Annotated in this window: 22 protein-coding genes and 2 pseudogenes; 15 read left to right on the forward strand and 9 right to left on the reverse strand. The window is 49.0% G+C overall.

Translation table 11 applies throughout. The annotated features are described in order from the left end of the window. Nucleotides 1–79: 79 nt before the first annotated feature. The 3 genes from PGL02S_RS16385 to PGL02S_RS16395 form a co-directional block, all read right to left on the reverse strand. On the reverse strand, nucleotides 80–748 hold the full coding sequence (locus PGL02S_RS16385) for a bifunctional 2-keto-4-hydroxyglutarate aldolase/2-keto-3-deoxy-6-phosphogluconate aldolase (RefSeq protein ID WP_036643422.1): 669 nt from the start codon (nucleotides 746–748) through the stop codon (nucleotides 80–82). A 58-nt stretch (nucleotides 749–806) separates the two neighbouring features. After that, nucleotides 807–1,769, reverse strand: a complete 963-nt coding sequence (locus PGL02S_RS16390) for a sugar kinase (protein ID WP_006212153.1) — start codon at nucleotides 1,767–1,769, stop codon at nucleotides 807–809. A 161-nt stretch (nucleotides 1,770–1,930) separates the two neighbouring features. Further along, complete coding sequence (locus tag PGL02S_RS16395; RefSeq protein ID WP_006212152.1) at nucleotides 1,931–2,137, reverse strand: DUF1657 domain-containing protein; 207 nt, start codon at nucleotides 2,135–2,137, stop codon at nucleotides 1,931–1,933. 153 nt (nucleotides 2,138–2,290) lie between these two features. Between PGL02S_RS16395 and PGL02S_RS16400 the strand changes: the two genes are divergently transcribed. After that, complete coding sequence (locus PGL02S_RS16400; protein WP_006212151.1) at nucleotides 2,291–3,151, forward strand: DUF421 domain-containing protein; 861 nt, start codon at nucleotides 2,291–2,293, stop codon at nucleotides 3,149–3,151. A gap of 169 nt (nucleotides 3,152–3,320) precedes the next feature. Here PGL02S_RS16400 and PGL02S_RS29120 read toward each other — a convergent pair whose 3' ends face one another. After that, on the reverse strand, nucleotides 3,321–3,404 hold the full coding sequence (locus PGL02S_RS29120; RefSeq protein ID WP_223260591.1) for a putative holin-like toxin: 84 nt from the start codon (nucleotides 3,402–3,404) through the stop codon (nucleotides 3,321–3,323). A 387-nt stretch (nucleotides 3,405–3,791) separates the two neighbouring features. Here PGL02S_RS29120 and PGL02S_RS16405 point away from each other — a divergent pair. The 3 genes and pseudogenes from PGL02S_RS16405 to PGL02S_RS16415 form a co-directional block, all read left to right on the forward strand. Next, nucleotides 3,792–3,899, forward strand: a pseudogene (locus tag PGL02S_RS16405) (taurine dioxygenase); the annotation flags it as partial. Nucleotides 3,900–3,946: 47 nt separating this feature from the next. Continuing rightward, nucleotides 3,947–4,858 (forward strand): TauD/TfdA dioxygenase family protein, encoded by a 912-nt coding sequence (locus PGL02S_RS16410; protein ID WP_036643421.1) that lies wholly within the window; start codon nucleotides 3,947–3,949, stop codon nucleotides 4,856–4,858. Nucleotides 4,859–4,954: 96 nt separating this feature from the next. Continuing rightward, a complete protein-coding gene (locus tag PGL02S_RS16415) occupies nucleotides 4,955–5,911 on the forward strand; it encodes an NrtA/SsuA/CpmA family ABC transporter substrate-binding protein (RefSeq protein WP_244892300.1) in 957 nt (318 codons plus the stop codon). Nucleotides 5,912–6,004: 93 nt separating this feature from the next. On the opposite strand, the gene PGL02S_RS16420 is transcribed toward PGL02S_RS16415, so the two are convergent. From PGL02S_RS16420 to PGL02S_RS16440, 5 genes are all read right to left on the reverse strand, one after another. Further along, nucleotides 6,005–7,126 (reverse strand): GerAB/ArcD/ProY family transporter, encoded by a 1,122-nt coding sequence (locus PGL02S_RS16420; RefSeq protein WP_036643420.1) that lies wholly within the window; start codon nucleotides 7,124–7,126, stop codon nucleotides 6,005–6,007. A 26-nt stretch (nucleotides 7,127–7,152) separates the two neighbouring features. Then, the gene (locus PGL02S_RS16425) at nucleotides 7,153–7,356 is read right to left on the reverse strand and encodes a hypothetical protein (RefSeq protein ID WP_036643419.1); all 204 of its coding nucleotides are present in this window, start codon (nucleotides 7,354–7,356) and stop codon (nucleotides 7,153–7,155) included. Between the two features lie 14 nt (nucleotides 7,357–7,370). Next, on the reverse strand, nucleotides 7,371–8,540 hold the full coding sequence (locus tag PGL02S_RS16430; RefSeq protein ID WP_036643418.1) for a Ger(x)C family spore germination protein: 1,170 nt from the start codon (nucleotides 8,538–8,540) through the stop codon (nucleotides 7,371–7,373). 2 nt (nucleotides 8,541–8,542) lie between these two features. Next, entirely contained in the window at nucleotides 8,543–10,000 is a 1,458-nt protein-coding gene (locus PGL02S_RS16435) for a spore germination protein (protein ID WP_036643417.1), read from the reverse strand. 190 nt (nucleotides 10,001–10,190) lie between these two features. Next, a complete protein-coding gene (locus PGL02S_RS16440) occupies nucleotides 10,191–10,724 on the reverse strand; it encodes a DUF2062 domain-containing protein (RefSeq protein ID WP_036643416.1) in 534 nt (177 codons plus the stop codon). Between the two features lie 238 nt (nucleotides 10,725–10,962). On the opposite strand from PGL02S_RS16440, the gene PGL02S_RS16445 reads away from it, so the two are divergent. From PGL02S_RS16445 to PGL02S_RS16495, 11 genes and pseudogenes are all read left to right on the forward strand, one after another. After that, nucleotides 10,963–11,319, forward strand: a complete 357-nt coding sequence (locus PGL02S_RS16445; RefSeq protein WP_036643415.1) for a PadR family transcriptional regulator — start codon at nucleotides 10,963–10,965, stop codon at nucleotides 11,317–11,319. Then, nucleotides 11,316–11,996 carry a permease prefix domain 1-containing protein gene (locus PGL02S_RS16450; RefSeq protein WP_036643414.1) on the forward strand — a complete coding sequence of 227 codons (681 nt, stop codon included), beginning with the start codon at nucleotides 11,316–11,318 and terminating at the stop codon, nucleotides 11,994–11,996. Before PGL02S_RS16445 ends, PGL02S_RS16450 begins: the two co-directional genes overlap by 4 nt. Further along, complete coding sequence (locus PGL02S_RS16455) at nucleotides 11,993–12,568, forward strand: DUF4825 domain-containing protein (RefSeq protein WP_036643413.1); 576 nt, start codon at nucleotides 11,993–11,995, stop codon at nucleotides 12,566–12,568. The genes PGL02S_RS16450 and PGL02S_RS16455 overlap by 4 nt, the downstream gene beginning before the upstream one ends. A 54-nt stretch (nucleotides 12,569–12,622) precedes the next feature. After that, entirely contained in the window at nucleotides 12,623–12,769 is a 147-nt protein-coding gene (locus PGL02S_RS16460) for a hypothetical protein (RefSeq protein ID WP_218029248.1), read from the forward strand. A 176-nt stretch (nucleotides 12,770–12,945) separates the two neighbouring features. Continuing rightward, nucleotides 12,946–13,065 (forward strand): annotated as a pseudogene (locus PGL02S_RS16465) (aldo/keto reductase); the annotation flags it as partial. A 160-nt stretch (nucleotides 13,066–13,225) separates the two neighbouring features. Continuing rightward, a complete protein-coding gene (locus tag PGL02S_RS16470; RefSeq protein WP_231888279.1) occupies nucleotides 13,226–14,074 on the forward strand; it encodes an AraC family transcriptional regulator in 849 nt (282 codons plus the stop codon). A gap of 291 nt (nucleotides 14,075–14,365) precedes the next feature. Beyond that, nucleotides 14,366–15,136, forward strand: a complete 771-nt coding sequence (bglS, locus tag PGL02S_RS16475) for a beta-glucanase (protein WP_006212136.1) — start codon at nucleotides 14,366–14,368, stop codon at nucleotides 15,134–15,136. A gap of 189 nt (nucleotides 15,137–15,325) precedes the next feature. Further along, nucleotides 15,326–16,204, forward strand: coding sequence for an AraC family transcriptional regulator (locus PGL02S_RS16480; RefSeq protein WP_006212135.1), 879 nt, complete (start codon nucleotides 15,326–15,328; stop codon nucleotides 16,202–16,204). 134 nt (nucleotides 16,205–16,338) lie between these two features. Beyond that, nucleotides 16,339–17,292, forward strand: coding sequence for an ABC transporter permease (locus PGL02S_RS16485; RefSeq protein ID WP_006212134.1), 954 nt, complete (start codon nucleotides 16,339–16,341; stop codon nucleotides 17,290–17,292). A gap of 22 nt (nucleotides 17,293–17,314) precedes the next feature. Further along, nucleotides 17,315–18,208: a carbohydrate ABC transporter permease gene (locus PGL02S_RS16490; protein WP_006212133.1), complete on the forward strand. Its 894-nt coding sequence runs from the start codon at nucleotides 17,315–17,317 to the stop codon at nucleotides 18,206–18,208. 72 nt (nucleotides 18,209–18,280) lie between these two features. After that, a complete protein-coding gene (locus PGL02S_RS16495) occupies nucleotides 18,281–19,948 on the forward strand; it encodes an extracellular solute-binding protein (RefSeq protein WP_036643442.1) in 1,668 nt (555 codons plus the stop codon). Nucleotides 19,949–19,950: the final 2 nt, after the last annotated feature.

Consider the following 19,950-nt stretch of genomic DNA (forward strand, 5'->3'; position numbering starts at 1 on the left):
GAATTGATTCTTGTTAGGCCTGCTGTTTATCGCAATGTTGCATTGAAAAAGGGAAGAGAGTTTCTTCATGATAATGAAATTATGACGGGGAGTGGGCTTTTTTGAAGGCATTAATGTAAGCGCGCGCCTTCTCCGTAATGAGGTTATAATCCCCGCTCTTGAGTGCGTCCTTGGTTAGATCGGATCCGATTCCGACAGCAAATGCTCCGGCCTTAATCCATTCGTGAAGGTTGTCCAGGTTCACGCCGCCGGTCGGCATAATGTTGGCTTGCGGAAGCGGGCCCTTCATGGATGGAATAACCGATGGAGAGTACAGGTTCCCCGGGAAGAGTTTAATGACATCGACACCGAGCTCTAGCGTGGCGATCATATCATGAACGGTGACAGCGCCCGGCATGACCGGTATCCGGTAGCGATTGCAGAGCATAATGGTATCCCGGTCGAGGCTTGGGGACACAACGAACTCAGCGCCAGCCAGTATGGTGATTCGGGCCGTTTCGGAATCGAGGACGGTGCCGGCACCGATGATGGCATAATCATCAGCTTGCGGATCCTTGGAAGAGTACATTTTGGATAGCGTTGTAATGGCTTCCGTAGCAAAAGGTACGGTCATCGTGACCTCGATCACTTTAATGCCGCCTTCAATGGCACGCTTGGCGATTTCCACTACCTCTTCTGGAGAATCTCCGCGCAGGACAGCTACAACACCGGCTTGATGAATCTGTTCAATCAGTCTTAGTTTTTTCATGCTACACAGCTCCTTGTCGTATGATGAATGAATTAGGGATTATAGCTTATGAAAAGGTCTAGCGCTCGATATGAGCCGAATGGCCGCGCCGCTGCTGAACCTCATCCCATGTCGGAAGCGCTTCCCAATCACCGGGAGCTTGGATAACCAGCGAGCCAGTTAAGCCACCCAGGGATAAAGCCTCTTCCGGTGTCCAGCCCTTGGCAATACCGGCAAGGAAACCGGCACAGAAACCATCGCCTGCCCCCACGGTATCCACCACTTGCTCTACGTGTTCAAACGGCAGGGAGTAGGTTACATCCTGGTGAACCATTACGTTGTTTCCGTTGAAACTCTTGATAATGGACATTCCAGGCAGCTGCCGCAGACGGTTGATGATGACCTGCTCATCCTCGGTTTCAAATAAAAGCTTGCATTCATCGTAGCCGGGGAGGAAATAATCGCAGGCTCCGGCAAGCTCCAGCAGAACAGGGCGGGCTTCCTCTATATTCCATAACTTGAGCCTTAGGTTGGGATCGAAGCTGATCAGAACGCCATGCTCCTTGCACACAGAAATCACATGCCGAATCGTATCCAGGCAGCTGCTGCTCAGCGCTGCCGTAATGCCGGTGAAATGAAGAATACGGGCATTAGCTATGTATTCGGAATCCACGAGATCCGGCGTCATTTGACTGGCCGCTGAGCCTTTGCGGTAGTAGTACACGGAGGACTGACCGCGTACATTCTGTCTTAGCATAAGGCCGGTCGGCGCGGCATCAGTTTGCCTGGCGCGTGAAACATCGACCCCTTCTCCGCGAAGCGTTTTCAAAATACCGGTTCCGAGCGGATCGCTGCCCAGTTGACCAAACCAGCCGCTGCAGCAGCCTAGCCTGGCCAGGCCAATGGCCAGATTGCTCTCGGCTCCGCCGAAGGATTGCGCCAAACTTCCGCCTTGACCAATTCCCCGTGTGCCTTCCGGATATAACAATCCCATGGACTCGCCGAATGTGATGACATCCATGGACTGCGTACCATTCTTCATAGAATCTGCCTCCTTGTAGTCCGCCTTTTGTTATTACCACTTTACCCTGATGTAGAGCATAACTCAATAACAATTCACACAATATAAATAACCTCCTACCAGGGAATGATAGGAGGCGAACTTGGGTTTTACTCGCAGTTAGAACAAAAGTGCAACGAATATTAGAAGCCTTTATACTGAGGCTCTTCCTGTTCAAGCTGCTGGACTCGCTGTGCCACTTGGTCTACGACTTGTTGTGTCTGTTGTGCGGCAGTGGTAAACAGAGTTTTAGCATTTTGGTCTTGTGTAGACAACGCAAATTGCTCAAGGCTGGCCTGAGCGCTTTTCAAGGATGAGAGACATGTTTTTACATCGGATGCTACAGTCATTTTTATCACTCCTTTCATGCATCATAATGTACTCATTTTCTCTCAGATCATGCATGATGGGGGAACAGGAAAATAATGGTGTAATTTCTATGCGTAAATTTGACAATAATCTATAAGGTGATCATTGAACAAAAAGATGGAGGAGGGTCATTTATGCCGCAATGGCTTGAAATTGTACTTCGTACATTATGTGCCGTAATTGTGCTGTTTCTGATGACAAAATTGCTTGGAAAACGTCAGGTCACACAATTGTCTTTTTTCGAATATTTGACCGGGATTACCATTGGTAGCTTGGCTGCCTACATATCCATGGATTTAAATACGAACTGGTATTTGGGACTGATTGCGTTGGGGGTATGGGTCTTATGCTCTCTTGCTATCGAGTTTTTGCAGATCAAGAGTAAGAAGGCACGTGATTTTATAGACTTTAAACCAACCGTGCTCATACAGGGTGGAAAGATTCTTGAGGAAAATATGAAAAAAGAGCGCCTGTCCACTGATGAGATCATGCAGCAGCTTCGAAAAAAAGATATTTTTCAACTGGCTGATGTGGAGTTTGCCATTATGGAATCCAGTGGGGAGATCAATATCCTGCAGAAGCGGGAGAATCTCCCGTTAACCCCTAAGCATTTAGGCATTACGGTGGCTCCGGAGAAACCGCCGCAGGTTGTTGTTATGGACGGGAATATCATGGATGAGCCCCTGCGAGTTATGGGTTTTGGCCAGAATTGGCTGCTGGATGAGCTGGATAAAATAGGAGCCAAGTTGAAGGATGTTTATTTTGCCCAGGTTGATACGTACGGCACACTTACCGTGGATTTGTATGACGATCAGATTCAGGTTCCCCAGAATGAGGAGCGCAAGCTGTTGTATGCAAATTTAAAAAAATGCCAAGCAGATTTAGAGCTGTTCAGCCTTAGTACCAAAAGTAAAAAGGCGAAAAAAATGTATGAAGAGAGTTCCAAGCAGATCGAGCAGATTTTAGCCCAAGTGACGCCGATTCTTAATACTTAGTTGCATCCCAGAGTCATATTTGCGTAAAAATCGGAATAGGATATTTTGTGTATCACAAAAGGAGCCGGTTGCCGCCGACTCCTGATACAGCGGACTGTTGCATGCAGGGCGGATGATTGCTTGCTCCAACCAGACGTAAGAAATAGATTCATCTGTACAAGGGACGGGTCTATTTCTTATTATGGAAAGCAAGGATCGAAACGACCAGAGTGGCGAACGAAATCATCAAAGCCAATGCCTCATTCACGCCCATGCCTATCACCTCCTAGTTGCCACCCTTGCCAGCTGGTCTACTGTACTATATAATATGCCAATTGCTTACAATAAAAGAACCTTTTGTAGGAAGCGCTTTCACAAAATGTTGGTTTTTTGTTGGAAACTTTGATAATAAAGCTGAAAACAGATCTTCTCAGAAAATGGTTGACATGTATTGGATAGGAATATATTATCAAATACACAACAACAAGACGTGAAATTCAGTAGTTCATTCGAATAAAGGGTATTCGGGAATCGACTGGGCCTCCGGAGATTCAACGGATTTAGCAAATCAGCTAAACCGTTGGATCTTTTTTTATTCCCTAAATACCTACTATTCACATGAGAATTATGAAATTTGATGAATGGAGTGGATGCTCATACGATAGCGTTCTGGGACAACCGTTCGACTCAGCACTATGCTGTAAATGATTATTATCCGAACCGCAGGGTGGCTGAGCGGGTATCGATTATCGGCGACCGGCCTTATTAAAATCGTGTTTCATGGAATGAAAACTATAAATAAGGAGTGCAGAGTCTATGAGTATTGGAGTTAAACAAGAAACAGATACATTAGAGGTACGGCCGATTGGCGGCCGCGTTGGAGCCGAAGTGAAGGGGATCACACTGGGTGGAGATCTGGATCGGGCTGCGGTCCAGTCTATTCGAGCGGCCCTTCTTAAACACAAAGTGCTGTTCTTCCGAAATCAACAGCATCTGGATGATGAGGGACAAGAAGTCTTCGCGGATCTGCTCGGTGAGCCCTTCGCACATCCTACGGTGAAGACCAAAGAAGGAAGCCGTTATATCTTGGAGATCGATTCGCATCATGGCGGACGCGCCAATGCATGGCACACGGATATTACATTTATCGATGCATATCCCAGCATTTCTGTACTTCGTTCAGTCGTAGTGCCTTCTTCCGGTGGAGATACCGTATGGTCCAATACCGCAGCTGCCTATGACAGTCTGCCGCAAGAGCTGAAGGAGCTGGCAGAGAAGCTGTGGGCGGTTCACACGAATCTGTATGATTATGCCGCAAGACGTCCGGAAGCCTCGGAGGACAGCGTGAAGGAGTATCAGCGCACATTTGCATCCACCGTCTATGAGACCGAGCACCCCATCGTTCGCGTTCACCCGGAGACCCGGGAGAAATCGCTTCTACTAGGGAGTTTTGTCAAGCGATTGCTTGGAGTATCCGCAGCGGAATCGTCCAGATTATATGAGCTGTTTCAAGGCCACATCACCAGCCTGGAAAATACGGTGCGTTGGCACTGGGCAGCAGGGGATGTAGCCATCTGGGATAATCGCTCGACCCAGCATATCGCTGTTAATGACTATGGTGAACAGCACCGCATCGTTCGCCGCGTTACGCTTGCAGGAGAAGTGCCGTACAGCGTGGACGGCCGGCAAAGCAAGACCTATCTGAAAACGCCTAACATCCATGCTTAGTAAAAGCAAACGTCCTGCTGGATATAAACAAGGAGAGAAGCAGCCATGGTCCTGATGAAGTCATCACACTTTAAGTTAATGATAGTCCTCTTATTCATGCTGACACTGCTGATGTTTGCAACAGGGTGCAGCAGCAAAACCTCGGAGGCGGGGGAGGGGGAGAAGGAACCGATCGTTGTCCAGCTGGCGATTAATGGGGGAACCAATTTATTTACGGTCATCAAGGAGAAGGGCTGGCTTGAAGAGAGCTTCAAGGCTCATCACGCAACCGTGAAATGGAGCGAATTCCAGAGCGGTCCGCCGCTGCTGGAGTCATTGGCAGCCGATCGTGTGGATATTTCACTTCTTGGTGACGGAGCAGCTCTTCAAGGCCAATCCGCAGGACTTCCTTTTGTTAATATTGGATTGATCAGTAATGGAGCGAGACTGAATTCCATACTGGTGCCAGCGAATTCGCCGGTGCATCGTGTGGAGGATCTGAAGGGCAAAAGAATTGCCCTGGCCAAAGGGACGACCTCCCATGTGTATCTTCTGAAGGTATTAGCCAAGTATGGATTATCCGAGCAGGATCTGGAGATTGTCAATTTACAGTTTACCGACGCACTGCCCGCTTTCACTACGGGGAAAGTAGATGCATGGGTTGCTATAGATCCGTTTACGACCCAGCTGACACGGCAAAAAACAGCTGCCCTTGTGGCGGGTCCCGAACAGGGAATTCTCGCGCCGGTCGCGCTGATTGCCCGTACCGATTTTGCCAAGGAGCACCCGGAGCTTGTGACGGAGTTCCTCCGGGTGTATAAGGAGGCGATTGTCTGGCAGAATGAGCATTTGGATGAAATGGCCCAGATGTTTGCCGATGAGAAGAAGATACCGGTCGAAATCCTGAAGGAGGTATTCAGCAACCAAAACGCGGAGCTTACACCGATCACGCGGGATGCTATTGCAACCCAGCAGGCTTCGGTCGAGATTTTGGAGGCAAGCGGATTCCTGAAACAGCCGATTCAATATGAAAAGTATGTTGATAACTCGTATATAGAGAGGCTGGGGCCTTGACAGGTCATGTTAAGGAAGGAGAGAGCGGCATGATTGCCGCTCTCTTTTATGTTTCATTGCCAAGCAGGGACTATGGATTGTCGAGCAGTAGTTTTAAGCAGGCTTTTGTTTCTGTCTGGGCTTCTGTCTGGGCTTATGTTTATGTCCACGTCTGCGAAACAGGGAGGCTATCCAGTAGAAAATGGGGATGAACTCCATCAAAATAAAAAACACCGCCATCCCGAAGGAATTGAAATCCCCCATAAATCGGATCGGATTCTGCGAATACTGATATGCGATTACGATAGCGGTTCCCCCGATGATGGCAATCAAGGGACCGTCCATATGGTTTAATTGAAACAGCTTGGCAAGACATCTTGCACTGATATGGATTAAAAAAGCGCTGTGCAGGAACATGGAGCTGCTCCACAGACCGATCATCAGCGGATCCGAATTTCCGAGGAATCCACTGGCTGCCCGCATTAATTCAACGAGCGGATACTGAAGCTCACGGCCCAGATAAGGGCCGAAATTCAACAGCGTGGATGCCCATTGGAGCAGCATGCCGATGGTTACCAGCAGCCCGGCTGCCGCCAGGTTTCGAAACGATCTTCGATCAAACTTGAGGTAGGGCGCGAGAAAGAGGAATACGATCCATTCCGCAAAAAAGGAGAGGCAGAACAGGGCATCCTTCATCGTGGATCCGTAATTGTGATGTCTGACCATCGCAATGGCCATATCGAAATGGGCTTCCTTGAAGAAAAACATATTCATAAACACAATGGCAATCACAATCACGATAAACAATCCATCGGATATATAGATCATGGTTTCGAGGCCCCAGCGTGCGGTTATGGTGACGACCATGCCCACGATGAGGAGGACAAACCATTGCGGGGTTTCCCGCATGTAATTGGTGTCAAAGAATAAAGTGAAACCTTCGATATCCATCCCGATATAATTAATGGCCCAGACCATCACCAGGAAAACAATCGGAAAGTGAATCCACTTGCTAACCAGCTGGCTACCGAAGTCGAGCCATGGCTTATGCGGATCCCAGAGCCCAACCTTTATGGTAAACCACAGCAGAATCAAGCTCATGGCATACCCTACCAGGATGGAAGCCCAGCCTAAATAGGCAGAATTCCACAGTATGGGGCTGATCAGAAAGCCAGTGGGTATGGCGTTAAGATAAACAAATCCGAATCGGAACAGCTGCCAGGGAGTATTACGCATGAGGATGCTTACGTCCTTTCCGTTTTTTATAACCTATCAAGCCAGCCAAATAACCAGATGATCAGATGGTTTGGGGTTAGCCATTCGTGAAAGTAAAGGGCGAACAGGTTCCAGATCGTAAAGGCCACAATAAGAACAAGCATCGTCCATTTTTCACGGGGGGCTTTTACTTTATTCTTCGCAATGAACCATTCAACCAGGGCATAAGCTAAGAATAAAAGTGCCAGCATTCGGACGTGCCTCCTTATTTCGGTTTCATTTTGAGCGTTGTTCCGAAGTTGCGGACCCGAATGTCCGTGACGACCTGGATCTCAACCTCGTTCTTGTAGTAATTCGCCCATTCGGAGCGAACCTTTTCCCAATGGTCAGGATAGTTCCAGTCCACCAGCATGCCTAACTGCAGAATGTCGGAGCCCACCCTTTGCGAAGTGCTGAGCGCTTTTTGCAATTCGCTTTTGACCATGTCATTGAGCTCTCGCTCGATAATTCGTTTGGCTTCCAACGTGTCCAACTGCTTCTGGTTCCGCTTGTAGATGACATCCCCGATTCCAATTAGCTTAATCGTGAATACCGGATGGCCATTGACCATACGCACGGATTTCTTCGAGTTTGTCGAGATGAGAAATACGCTGGCTCTCCCAGCTCCTTCATTCCAGGAAACGGTATACAGCGGCCCCTTCACTTCGTTTACGGCCCAACTGACAGCCAAGGACTCCTGCATGGGGAGTGTGGTAAGAAGTCGATGGTTATGAAAAATAGCCGTACCTTGAATTCCAGTCCAAGGCTCCAGCTTTTCCTGGTCGGCCACCATCGGTTTTTTTTGTGCTGCCAAATAGGTCAAGGCATATCCCTGGTTAGCGGATTCAGCATACAGGCAATCCTTCAAGGTTGTATTGATCATGTTATGTTGAGTCGCAAACCGGATGAGCACTTCGGAAGGCATTTGCTCAAACACCGGTGTCAGCTCCGCGACTTTTTTAGCATCGCCGGGTGCAACCATTAAGTATGTACGCAGGTTTGTTGTTGGTTCCCGCTGGAGCCAATCCATCAGATCCTCAAGTCCCGCCTCGGCATAACCTTTGCCTACAACAACCACTTTGGTGTGACTGAAGTCAAACCGGCGAGAGAGATCCCGTTGAATGAGATGGAGGGTGTCCTGCACCGTGGTGGACGTTTTGGTTACCATGGCATAAGGATCTCCACCGCCATGTCCTCCCGCTTGCCGGCCGGATGTGAGACGGTTCGGCAGGGGGGCGCTGATGGTCACCTCAACGGTCCCCTTTTGCTTGCCCTCATTGATGTACATGGCAAATACGAAGGTTTGTTCATTGATTTCCACCTTGGTCAGGCTGAAGCCGCAGCCTGTTAGCAGAATGAGGGGAAGCAGAATTTTGAACAATTTGAGTAGAGTCATGCTCACTTTCGTCTCCTTAAATTGTTGGATGATGCATAGGCCTTAGGCCTGTTCTTCATCAGCATGGATGGTGCCCGCAAGAAGGTATCCTTCCATTCGGATATTACGAGTGGCGCCACTGGCTGCAGATACGGCGTGTTAAACGACTTCAGCGAAGCCATGTGTCCATACACGAGAAAGGCGGCGGCAAATACACCGATGAGACCGAGAGTGCCTCCAAGAATCAGTATCGGAAAGCGCAGCAAGCGAAATGCAAGCCCAAGCTCGAAGTGCGGGATAATATAAGAAGCGATGCCCGTTATCGATACCACGATGACCATCGGATTGGATACGATGCCTGCTTCAACCGCAGCTTGTCCAATGACGATGGCGCCGATAATGGATATGGTCTGTCCAACGGGCTTGGGAATCCGTGTTCCGGCTTCTCGCAGTGCTTCAAACGTCAGCTCCATGATCAGCGCTTCGGCCAGCGCGGAGAACGGGATATTCTCACGGGATGCCGCAATGGTAATCAGCAGATCGGTTGGTATGATGGATGGCTGAAACGTTGTGATCGCGACATACAGAGAGGGCATTAGCAATGATATAACGGCGAACATGAACCGGATAATCCGTATCCAGCTGGAAGAGAAGAAGCTGTGGTAGTAGTCCTCAGACGACTGCAGCAGCGAAAACAGCGTCACGGGCACGATGAGTGCCGAGGGTGTCCCGTCCTGCATGATGCCGACTCTTCCTTCAAGCAGGGAGGCAGCTACGGAATCCGGTCGTTCCGTATATTGAAACTGCGGGAAGGGGGATTTCACGCCTTCTTTCATCTGCTCCGACAAGGTGCTGATCCCGAAAGTCCCGTCAATGGATATGCTTTTCAACTGACGGTCTACCTGGGATACGATTTCGGGCTTGCATAAACCGTCCACGTATACCATATATACGGCTGTCTTTGAGTAATCGCCAATTTGATAACGGATGGTTTTTAAATCGGTATGCTTGATTTTGTGCCGCAGCAGCGATAAATTTGTGCCGATGTCTTCAATAAAAGCCTCCTGCGGGCCATTCACCACCAGTTCGTTCTGCGATTCCGAAACCGCTCGTTTCTGATACAAAACAATATCAAACAAATAGCTCTCGGTCAGTTTCTCGACAATCAGTACGGCTCTGCCTTCTACAATCATGTTGGCAATGTACTCGGCCGAGGCTGAGCGCTCAAACGGAACCGATAGCGTATCTCCGCGATCCATACAGTCAATGAAGTTATCGAAATTATGCTGCACCTGCGCGGCTTCCTTGATAAGGGGTTTAACGATATGTTCGTGCAAGGTGCTGATGTCCACAATCGATTCAATATAGATGATGGTGCATGTCGATCCATGGATGCGTAAGGATTGATAGATGACATCTTCGCAATTCTCAAGACGGTTCTTGACGTTAAGAAGGAGTTCGTCCTGTACTTTCGATTTCATCCATTCTTTCCTCCCTTGCTGGTAAGTAGTGAAGGCTCATCCTCTTTAGAATGCCGTACTCTTAGCAACTTATACCGAAATTTCCAGAGAATTTGTCAAGGAGGCTGGATTTGGTCAAGGCACAAACAAGGGGATTTCTATATAAAAAAGCGCCGCGGAGTGAAGTTCCGGGCGCTTTTACATGAAGGGTTCATCTTATGATTTTGGATTTTCCTTTTCGGATGGATTGCTTGATTTTCTGAAGCAGGGGTTTGCGGTAAACCGAGAGCATGATGCGCAGCAGAATATAGAGGATCAACGTAGACAGGACGCTGTTGATGAGGGCACCTACAAGAAAGTTAACACCCATATGCCCTAATCTGCCAAAATGATCGGTCTCGATAATATAATCCGTTTCAGGAACTGGAACCGTAAGGGCATCTTCAATTTCAAATGTTTTGGGAAATGTGGTGAACAGATGCACCAATACCCCGACTCTGTAGTTTAAATAGAACAAGATGGGCCATAGGACGGACCCGGCCGTGGCTGCAAGGAAGGCCGAGGGAATATTACCCCGTACCAGCCGAGCGAGCAGCGGGGCCAGCAGCAGATCAATGCCAAAAGTCGGATACCAGCAAGGGAAGAAGCCAACGGCAAAGCCGAGCGCAATCCGATGATCGCTATTTTGCATGCGGAGGGTTCGGAGTATATAGTATTTCAGTCGTCGAATGTATTTAAGAAGCACAACCGTCTCCTCCTGCAGATACTGATACGATAAAGAAATGTTTCGATATCATATATAGCATGGAATGGATTCTATTTATAATAGGAAGAACTTTCATGAATTATATAGCAGGTGCTTGTAAATCGTCAATCTGTAGAACATTCATTTCGTCTATATACATGTGTGAAATATTACTTTGACACGCATAGTAATATGCGTTATATTATACCTATTCCGCCAGTGGGGGAGGTTTAGGAGCTTGATGGAGTCATTACATAACAGTGATTTAATACGAGGAAATATTGATACATTTATTCTGTGCGTGTTGTTGGACGGAGATAATTACGGCTATCAGATCATCAAGGAAATCTCATTGCGAAGCGGGAACCGGTTTGAGCTCAAGGAGCCTACCCTGTATTCCAGTCTGAGAAGGCTGGAGAAGCAGGGCTTGATACGCTCCTATTGGGGGGAAGAAACCCAGGGGGGAAGGCGTAAATATTACAATCTTAGTCAGGATGGACAGGAGCGTTTAACACAAAATCAGGAAGAGTGGAAGGCTGCACGGGAAATAATCGATGTTCTGATCGGTAACGGAAGGGAGCTGAGACAGCAATGACAAACCGGCATGATCTTGAGATCTTTGTCGACCGCCTATTTGCGAATCAACGTAGAACCAAAGAGGTTGTAGAACTGAAGAATGAGGTTCTCAGCAATTTAGAGGCACGGGTGACAGATTACATGGAGAATGGTATGAATTATCAATCAGCTATCAGCCTGGCTATTGACAACATTGAGGATATTGAGTCCTTAATTGACGATAATCAGAAGATATACAGCTACCGCTACCGTTACGATTTGGTTCAGAGCGCCTTGATTTATTCCTTGCTGGCCTGGATTGCAAGCATCCCTGCCCGTATTCTGCCGAGTGGTATAGCGGTGAATGGATTACTGCTTTGTCTTGTTGTGCTGAGTGGGGTGGTTTATCTCTCCATGTCACGACATTTGAAAGTATATGAGAAGCAGACGGCGGTCATTAACGCAGGCAAGCTGTTCAAATGGAGCAAGGCAGCGTGGGGACTGTGGGGGATTTTTGTCATCGTGGTTTCGGCTTATTCCTTTGCGATGCAATTCGGAAGTGATGTATGGTTTGGAAGGGAATTGCGGATAGACGGCCCGTATTCTTTTTACGTTACTGTTCTGCAATATGCGATTCCATTAACGTCGATTTTCATTCCACTGCTGATCCATAAAGCCTGTAAGCTGACGATTAAACATGAGGTGAATGAGCAATGAGTAGAAAGAATATGCTGATCATTGTATTGCTGCTTATTGGCATAGGGGGCATGATTGCGCTGGAAGGATATATCAAGCCTCGGGCGCATGCCCAGGCCATCCAGTACGAAGCAGAACAGAATGATCCGATGACGCATGATATTCGTAATTCATTAAGTTTTGCCAGTCCCTATATGGGGAATGCAGGGAATTTCATAAATCTGAATGCTTCGCTTCCGTTGCGCGAGATCGGGCGCACCTTCCAGCTGTACCCGGAGGAACAGACGGCAGAGCTGCGTTTTCAAGCAGTTGCTGGAGCTCTGAAGGAGGAGAAGCTGAAGGAGTTTCTCCTGTATAACTCCACTGCAAATTTTGTGATGATTGATAATCTGGAGAAGCTGATTTTTGCATTCGAGGACCAAGTCTTCAGCATTTCCAGGGATAAAGTAGAGACATGGTATGGCAGCACGGAAAGTCTTGCTTCATTAAGGGATGCTAAGACGTGGAAGACGGAGGTGCAATCTCGTCTGCAGGATGCAGAGTATGTCAGCGATTACGTAGAGAAGCTGGTCGAGCAGCAGGAAGCATTGTAAAGAGATCGGATGAGTGAGTTGAGGGGCAGAGGAGCTTATGATGGATTCAACATTATGGCTCCTTTGCGTTTGAGGCGGACCTTAGCCGTTCATGGAGCGTGTTGTACCGCTTCTCCAGCAGCGCTGGTGTTTGCGGGAATTGTCTTTGGAGCGGACGGTAAGGAGACATCCCAGATTGATCTGGCCGAGAATCCAACATGAAAAATAATTGACGACAAAAATAGACGATGCTATAATCCTACTTAACATATCGGAAATAATATAATTAAGGAATTCTTCATCTACCGGACAACCGGAGATGCATCCTTGGATCATCATGATCCAAGGTGTGTCTCCGGTTGTTTTTGTATACCAGACAATACAAGGAGGCTGTAACTATGCAGTACAGGACGTTTGGCAGAACGGGAGTGAAAGTGTCGGAGGTTAGTCTCGGGACCATGGCGTTCGGACGACGGATCGATGAAAGGGCCTCGGCTGCCGTTTTGGATCAGGTACTCGGGATCATAAACCGAGGTTTGTCGACCAGATCACTGGAGGCACGGCAGGTGGCGCTGTGCCTCTTTGTTGTTTTTCCATAGATGAAGGCCATGGAGTCTTGCCAGGGCTCCGCATCATAGGAAACATTTTTTGTGACGGGAGGGATATCAGGTGAAGGAAATGGCCTTTGAGTATGTCGACATGAAGTACTGCATTCCTTCAGATATGGAGAGAAAGAGCGGAATATGGATCCTCCGCACGGGTCGGAGCATTGCCAAATCCCATTATTATGTTGGTCCCAAGGTATCGGAGAACTATTCGCTGCATTTTGTTCTAAATGGAAAGGTCTCACTGGTCTATGGGGAGGAGGAGGTTACCTTGTCAGAAGGGGACGCCTTTTGTTTGTTCCCTCATATCAGGTACAGTTACTGGGAATCGAATCATCATCCGGAATCTCCGCTCCGTACACATTCGGTCACACTCAACGGAGAGTTTGCCGTCAGCGCTTTGAACCGAATTGGTCTGCATCCGCATAAGCCCTTTATTCGCAACGCGATGAAGGCAGAGCTGCCGGGGGTGTTAAATCAAATCTACGAATGTGTGGATGACGATACGCTTGGCAGCGAGTTTGCACGCCAGAAATGGGTGTATCATCTGTTTGAACTGCTGTCTGGCGCCCCGGCCAAAAAGGGGACCAGATCGAACTGGCTTGAGCAGAGTCTGCATTATATGGATTCCCATTACATGGAAGGCATTACGGTTACGGATGTTGTCGAGCATGCGGGTGTACACCGAACGCATCTCTATTGTGAATTCATCCGGGTACACGGCATCAGTCCAAGTCATTATCTAATGAAGCTGCGGATGGAGCGGGCGGCGGCGCTGCTGACAGAAACGGATGTATCCGTCACCGAGGCGGCTTTTTCGCTGGGATACTCCAATCTGCATACGTTCTCGAGAGCGTTCGCTAAATACCATCACACGTCACCAACGGCTTATCGGCAGCAATATGTTCTGGTGCCAACCTAGATATGCTTCTTGAGGTGGCTGTATAAGGCTGTGACAGGGGGGATCAAGCGACCTGTGGCAGCCTTTTTTCGCATGTCTGACTGAGGATAACCGTTAAATAGTGCAGTATTATCATTGAAATGGCTAGGATTTACTAAATATTTACATGTAGGATGAAGATGAACAACCAATAAGTTACACCCATATCAACTATTTTAACGAAAGGGGCCTGTTTTCCTTCAAGATTCCCGGAAGCATAGAAGCATCGTACTTGTATTCTATTCATTACATTCCAAGGAAGAGGTGTTGTTCATGAACATGCTAATGAATTTCAGAAGGAACATGACGGCCGTGCTTACGGCAGGTACCCTGTTATGCGGATTGCTGTTACCTATTCAAGCGTCGGCTGCAGATGTGGCTTTTAACGAACCGCTGAATGGAACGAACCCTAACCTGTTCTATACCTCCGATGGATGGGGAAATGGCCCGGATTTCGGTGTCGGCTGGAAAGCGGCTAACCAGGAATTCTCGAATGGCATTATGGCTCTGCGACTCGACAAGGCAGGCTGTCCTGCCAGCTGCTCAGGGAAAAATTATGCTTCCGCCGAGTACGCAACAAACGTCAAGTATGGCTATGGCCGGGTCGAAGCGCGGCTGAAAGCAGCCAAGGGAACGGGACTCGTCACGAGCCTCTTCACGTATTCCGGACCAGGGACCGGCACGTCCAACGACGAAATCGACATTGAAATCCTGGGGAAAGACACCACGAAGATGGAAACCAATTATTTTACGAATGGCGTAGGTCAGCATAGCACCATTATCAACCTGGGATTTGATGCCTCCCTCGATTTTCATAACTATGCGTTCGAATGGTCGCCAACGTCCATTAAGTGGTATGTAGACGGCCAATTGGTACACACGGAGAACGGCTCGCGCGGTGCGCTGCCGACAAGCCCGGGCCATATTATGGTCAACTTATGGTCAGGTGCGGGGCCAGCTGAAATATGGACGGGGAAATTCAATTACCCGGGCACTCCGGTACGCGCTTACTACGATTGGATTAAATTCACCCCGGCAAACTAACGTTCCGCAGATGGGGGACGATGAACGCTAACTCGGAAGTTTTTGGTGTCAATAAGCTGTTCCATGTCAGGAATGACATTCGGGACAGCTTTTTTTATTTACAACTATGGAATGTGGATGATAGAGTCTTTGACAAACAATGTATGTGTGCAGCGCTTACATAAATAAACGATTGCGGAGGGGTTTAGGATGCCGTCTATCATGCGGGAAGAAGCGATTCCAAAAGAAAAAGTAAAATTGGCTAAGAATTATCCGATTTTTGTCGTCGATACGATTGGCGTGACGAGCCCCTATCAGAAGCTTCATTGGCATAATGTTCTGGAGATTAATTATATTAAAGCCGGGACAGGCTACTACATCATCAACGGGCAGAAATTTGAGTTTCAGCAGGGCGACGTGCTGCTTATCAACTCCAATGACCTTCACTGCGCCTATGAGACCCAGGATCTTGTCATCACGGTCATTACGTTCGATTCGACCTGGTTTATCCATAACCTCCGGTTCGACCCGGAGCTGTTCAGTCCGTTCCGGGAGATGGGCAAGCATTACACGAATCTGATCCACCGCGACCATCCGGCCATGGACAAGCTGCATGCACTTCTGTTTCAGCTCCAGGAGGAGCATGAGAGGGAGCAGCGTTCCTATGCTACGGTTGTTTACGCGCTTCTGCTGCAGTTCCTGGCTACCGTAAACCGGGAATGCCGGCAGGTGGGGGACAACGGAGGCGAGCCCAGCATCAGCGAGCGCCAGCTTGAGAAGATGCGCCAGGTCATCATGGTCATGGAACAAAATTTCGCGCATCCCTGGACACTGGAGGAGCTGGCATCACTCGTCTACCTCAGCCCTTCCAGGTTCAGCGAAATATTCAAACGCGCGGTTGGCATGCCGCCGCTGCTGTACCTCATCCATATTCGGCTGGAGCAAGCCGTCATGATGCTGGAGGCAGGTCATATGAAAGTAATGGATGTTGCCCTGGAATGCGGCTTCCGCACGCTGACCAATTTTAATCGGCTGTTCAAAAAGCACATCGGCATGACGCCGAAGGCTTCACAAAAGCAAAATTCCTAAAAACCAGTGATATAGTGCTGGTTTTTACTCGTTTTAGCAGAGAAATGAGCCTGGTGCAGGCGATACAATGAAGTGGCAAGCATCTCAGAGTTATGTCAATAAATCTAACACAAAGTTAAAAGGGGGAGATGCCCATGCCGCAAGCCGAGATCCATCGCAAGGCAGAGCCGCACAGGAAGAAGGGCCGCCTGCACCGCTTCCTGAAGCAATGGGATATTCAGCTCATGGTGCTTCCGGCTATGATGTTCATTCTTGTCTTCAGTTATATTCCGATGTATGGCGTGCTCATGGCATTTCAGGATTACAGTTTGTTCAAGGGATTTTTGAATAGTCCCTGGGTGGGCTTCAAGCATTTTGACATGTTTTTCGGAGCGCCGGAGTTTTGGACCATTATGCGGAATACCCTCGTTATTAGTGTGCTCAAGCTGTGCATCGGGTTTCCGGCGCCGATTCTGCTCGCGCTGATGCTGAACGAAGTCGGGAGACGGTCCTTCAAAAGAATCGTCCAGACCATCAGCTATCTGCCTCACTTCCTGTCGTGGGTCATCGTATCGGGCTTTGCGATCTCTATCCTGTCTACGGATAACGGCAGCCTGAACATCCTGCTGCAGAGTCTGAATCTGATCGACGACCCGATTAACTTTCTGTCGGAGCCGAAATATTTCTGGAGCATCTTAACCGTGACCAACGTGTGGAAGGAGATCGGTTTCTCATCCATCGTGTATTTAGCGGCTATCGCGGGCATCAATCCCCAACTGTATGAGGCAGCCTCGATTGACGGTGCAAGCCGATTGAAGCAGATCTTCTCCATTACGATTCCGTCCATTATGCCGATCATCGTTGTGTTCTCGATTCTGGCCATTGGCAATTTCCTGAATGCAGGCTTTGAGGATATCTTGCTGCTGGCGGGCAATCCGGTATTGCGGGATGTCAGCGATGTGCTGGATACGTATGTGTACCGGATTGGTATTCAGAACAGCCGATTCTCCTACGCGACCGCGGCAGGCCTGTTCAAGGCCATCATCAGCGTAGTGTTACTGGCCGGGGCCAATTACTGGGCCCGCCGATCGGGGAACAGCCTATGGTAGGGAAGAAGGGGGAGAGATTCATATGAGGCTGTCGAACGGAGATCGGTTGTTCGTTGGCATCGTCTACGGCTCGCTGGCTTTGCTTGCATTTATTGCGCTGTATCCATTCTGGAACGCCGCCGTCATCTCGTTTAACTCGGGGACCGATACGATGCAGGGCGGGATTACATTCTGGCCGCGCGAATTCACGCTTGAGAATTATCGTGTGGTGTTTAAGGATGAGCGGCTGATTGACGGGTTCATCATCTCGGTGTTTCGCACGGTAACGGGCACCCTGCTCTCCATTGTGGCAACCGCCATATTTGCCTACGGCATTTCGAAGCGTGAATTAATGGGACGCAGCTTCTATATGGTAACGTGCATCGTGACTATGTATTTCAGCGGCGGTCTCATTCCGAACTACCTGCTCATTCGGGAGCTGGGTCTGATGAACTCGTTCTGGGTTATGGTCATACCCGGCATCATCAGCGTATGGAATATGATCATCTTCCGGACGTTCTTTAAGGGCATCCCGCCCGGACTCGAGGAGTCGGCTCATATCGACGGTTCATCGAACTGGGGGGTATTCTTCCGAATTGTGCTGCCGCTCTCAGGTCCGGTCATTGCGACGCTGTCGCTGTTTACGGCTGTATACCACTGGAATGACTGGTTCGCTCCCAGCATTTATATATCCAATGCGGATCTGCTGCCAATCCAGACGAAGCTCCAGCAGATACTCAATGCCAATATCATGATGGAGCAGATGCAGAATATGGACGCTGCCGCGCAAGGCCGAATGAGCGCAATGAAGGCCGTGACCACCAAGTCGTTGTCCATGGCTACCATGATGGTGGCAACCGTTCCGATCCTGTGTGTATACCCGTTCGTTCAGAAGTATTTTGTTAAGGGTGTATTGATCGGTTCTTTGAAGGAGTAGTTCAAGCCAGCCAACAGGAGGGTTTAAAGCGACAGCTTTGACCATAGATGAATGGTGAAGGGAGCACTGGGAATGAAAAAAGGGGAAATGAAGCTTCTGTCTGCCTTGTCAGTCACACTTGTCATCGTCATGGCTCTGATGGGGTGTTCCGGTTCAAGTGGCAATTCCGCAAGCCCGGAGAGTGATAGCCCAAGCTCGCAAAACAATGAAACACCAGGCACGGGGGATGCCTTTGTGCTGGGGGAGAAGCCGCTCGAGTTCTCGTTCTACGGCCATTATGACTGGTATACGATGCCGGATTGGGGTGCAGATCTTGCAACGAAGTGGATCCAGGAGAATAAAAAGGTCAACGTCGTGCCTGTCAGCTCCGGTGGCGTTGCCAAGAACAAACTCAGCACCATGATTGTGTCCGGGGAATTGCCGGATGTCATCTGGATGGAACCGGGAGCGGAGGTCGAGAAGCTGCGTTCCGAGGGAATGCTGGTGCCCTTCGATGATTATTTGGATAAATATCCAAACTTAAAAAAATGGGCCGGAGAATCCACCCTCGAATTGCTTCGTTCTCCGGACGGGAAGCTGTATCAGTTCCCGAACTGGTATACAACGCAGCCCAACGGCAACGCCGGTTATCTCGTCAATAAGAAGATTTACGAGGAGCTGGGTTCGCCAAGCCTGGAAACTCCGGATGATCTGTATGCTTATCTGAAGCAAGTAAAGGCAAAATATCCGGATGTTGTGCCGCTGGAGGTGGGCCAAGCGGCCGCGGGTGTGGACATCATGGTTTCCGCATTCGCAGAGAATCGTCCTTATACGTTCAACAGCATGATTGCCGTACCGCAAGGGGATCAACTCGTATCCTTGTTCACGGACCCGGTCTATCGGGAGCTGCTGCAGTATATGGGCCGTCTGTACCGTGAGAAGCTGGTCACTCAGGATGCCTTTACACAGAAGCTGGAGCAGGTTGAGCAGAAGATTCTGAACGGAAAAGCAGCGGTTTATGTGGCATCCAGCCCGACGGAGTTCGGCTCCAAGGGCAATAATCTGCTGAAAGCGCAGGACCCGGATGCAGGTTACATTATGGTATGGCCTGTACACAAAGCGGAACTGGATCGCAATAAAATTTACCCGGGCGATTACAAGCAGCTCGGCTGGAATGTCAGCGTCATTACGAAAGCGGCCAAAGATCCTGAGGCGATCTTCGCGTTCCTGGACTGGTTCACAGGTCCGGAAGGCCAGCGTACGATCATGTGGGGGCCTGAAGGGCTGTACTGGGATGGAACGGATGAAGAGGATATGCCGCTCTTCACCGATAAATTCACCAGCGATGCGAAAGGCCGCGATGAGCTGATGAATGCCACTGTCAACTTCCAATGGAGCGGCAACACGGTGTACGTGGACAACTCCAAGATGAAATTCGAGTCCACGCTGCCGCCGGAGAAACGGAACTTTGAGACGTATTGGCAATCCGAGATTACCTGGAAGACGCAGATGAATACAACGGAATACGTCAACCTTGATCCTGCAGGCGATTCGGAGGAAGGCATCATTGCACAGCGTGTGTTCGAAATATATGAGCAGGCCAGAGCAAAAGCGATTAGCTCAACGTCCTCTGATCAGGAAGTGCTCTCGCTTCTGGACAAGGCAGAGGCGGATGCACAGAAGGCGGGTTACGACAAGCTGTTGAAGTACAAAACAGCGAAATGGCAAGAGAACAAAGAGAAGATGGCAGTATCGAAATAAAC

Source organism: Paenibacillus glucanolyticus NBRC 15330, assembly GCF_004000885.1.
Lineage (GTDB): Bacteria > Bacillota > Bacilli > Paenibacillales > Paenibacillaceae > Paenibacillus_AQ > Paenibacillus_AQ glucanolyticus.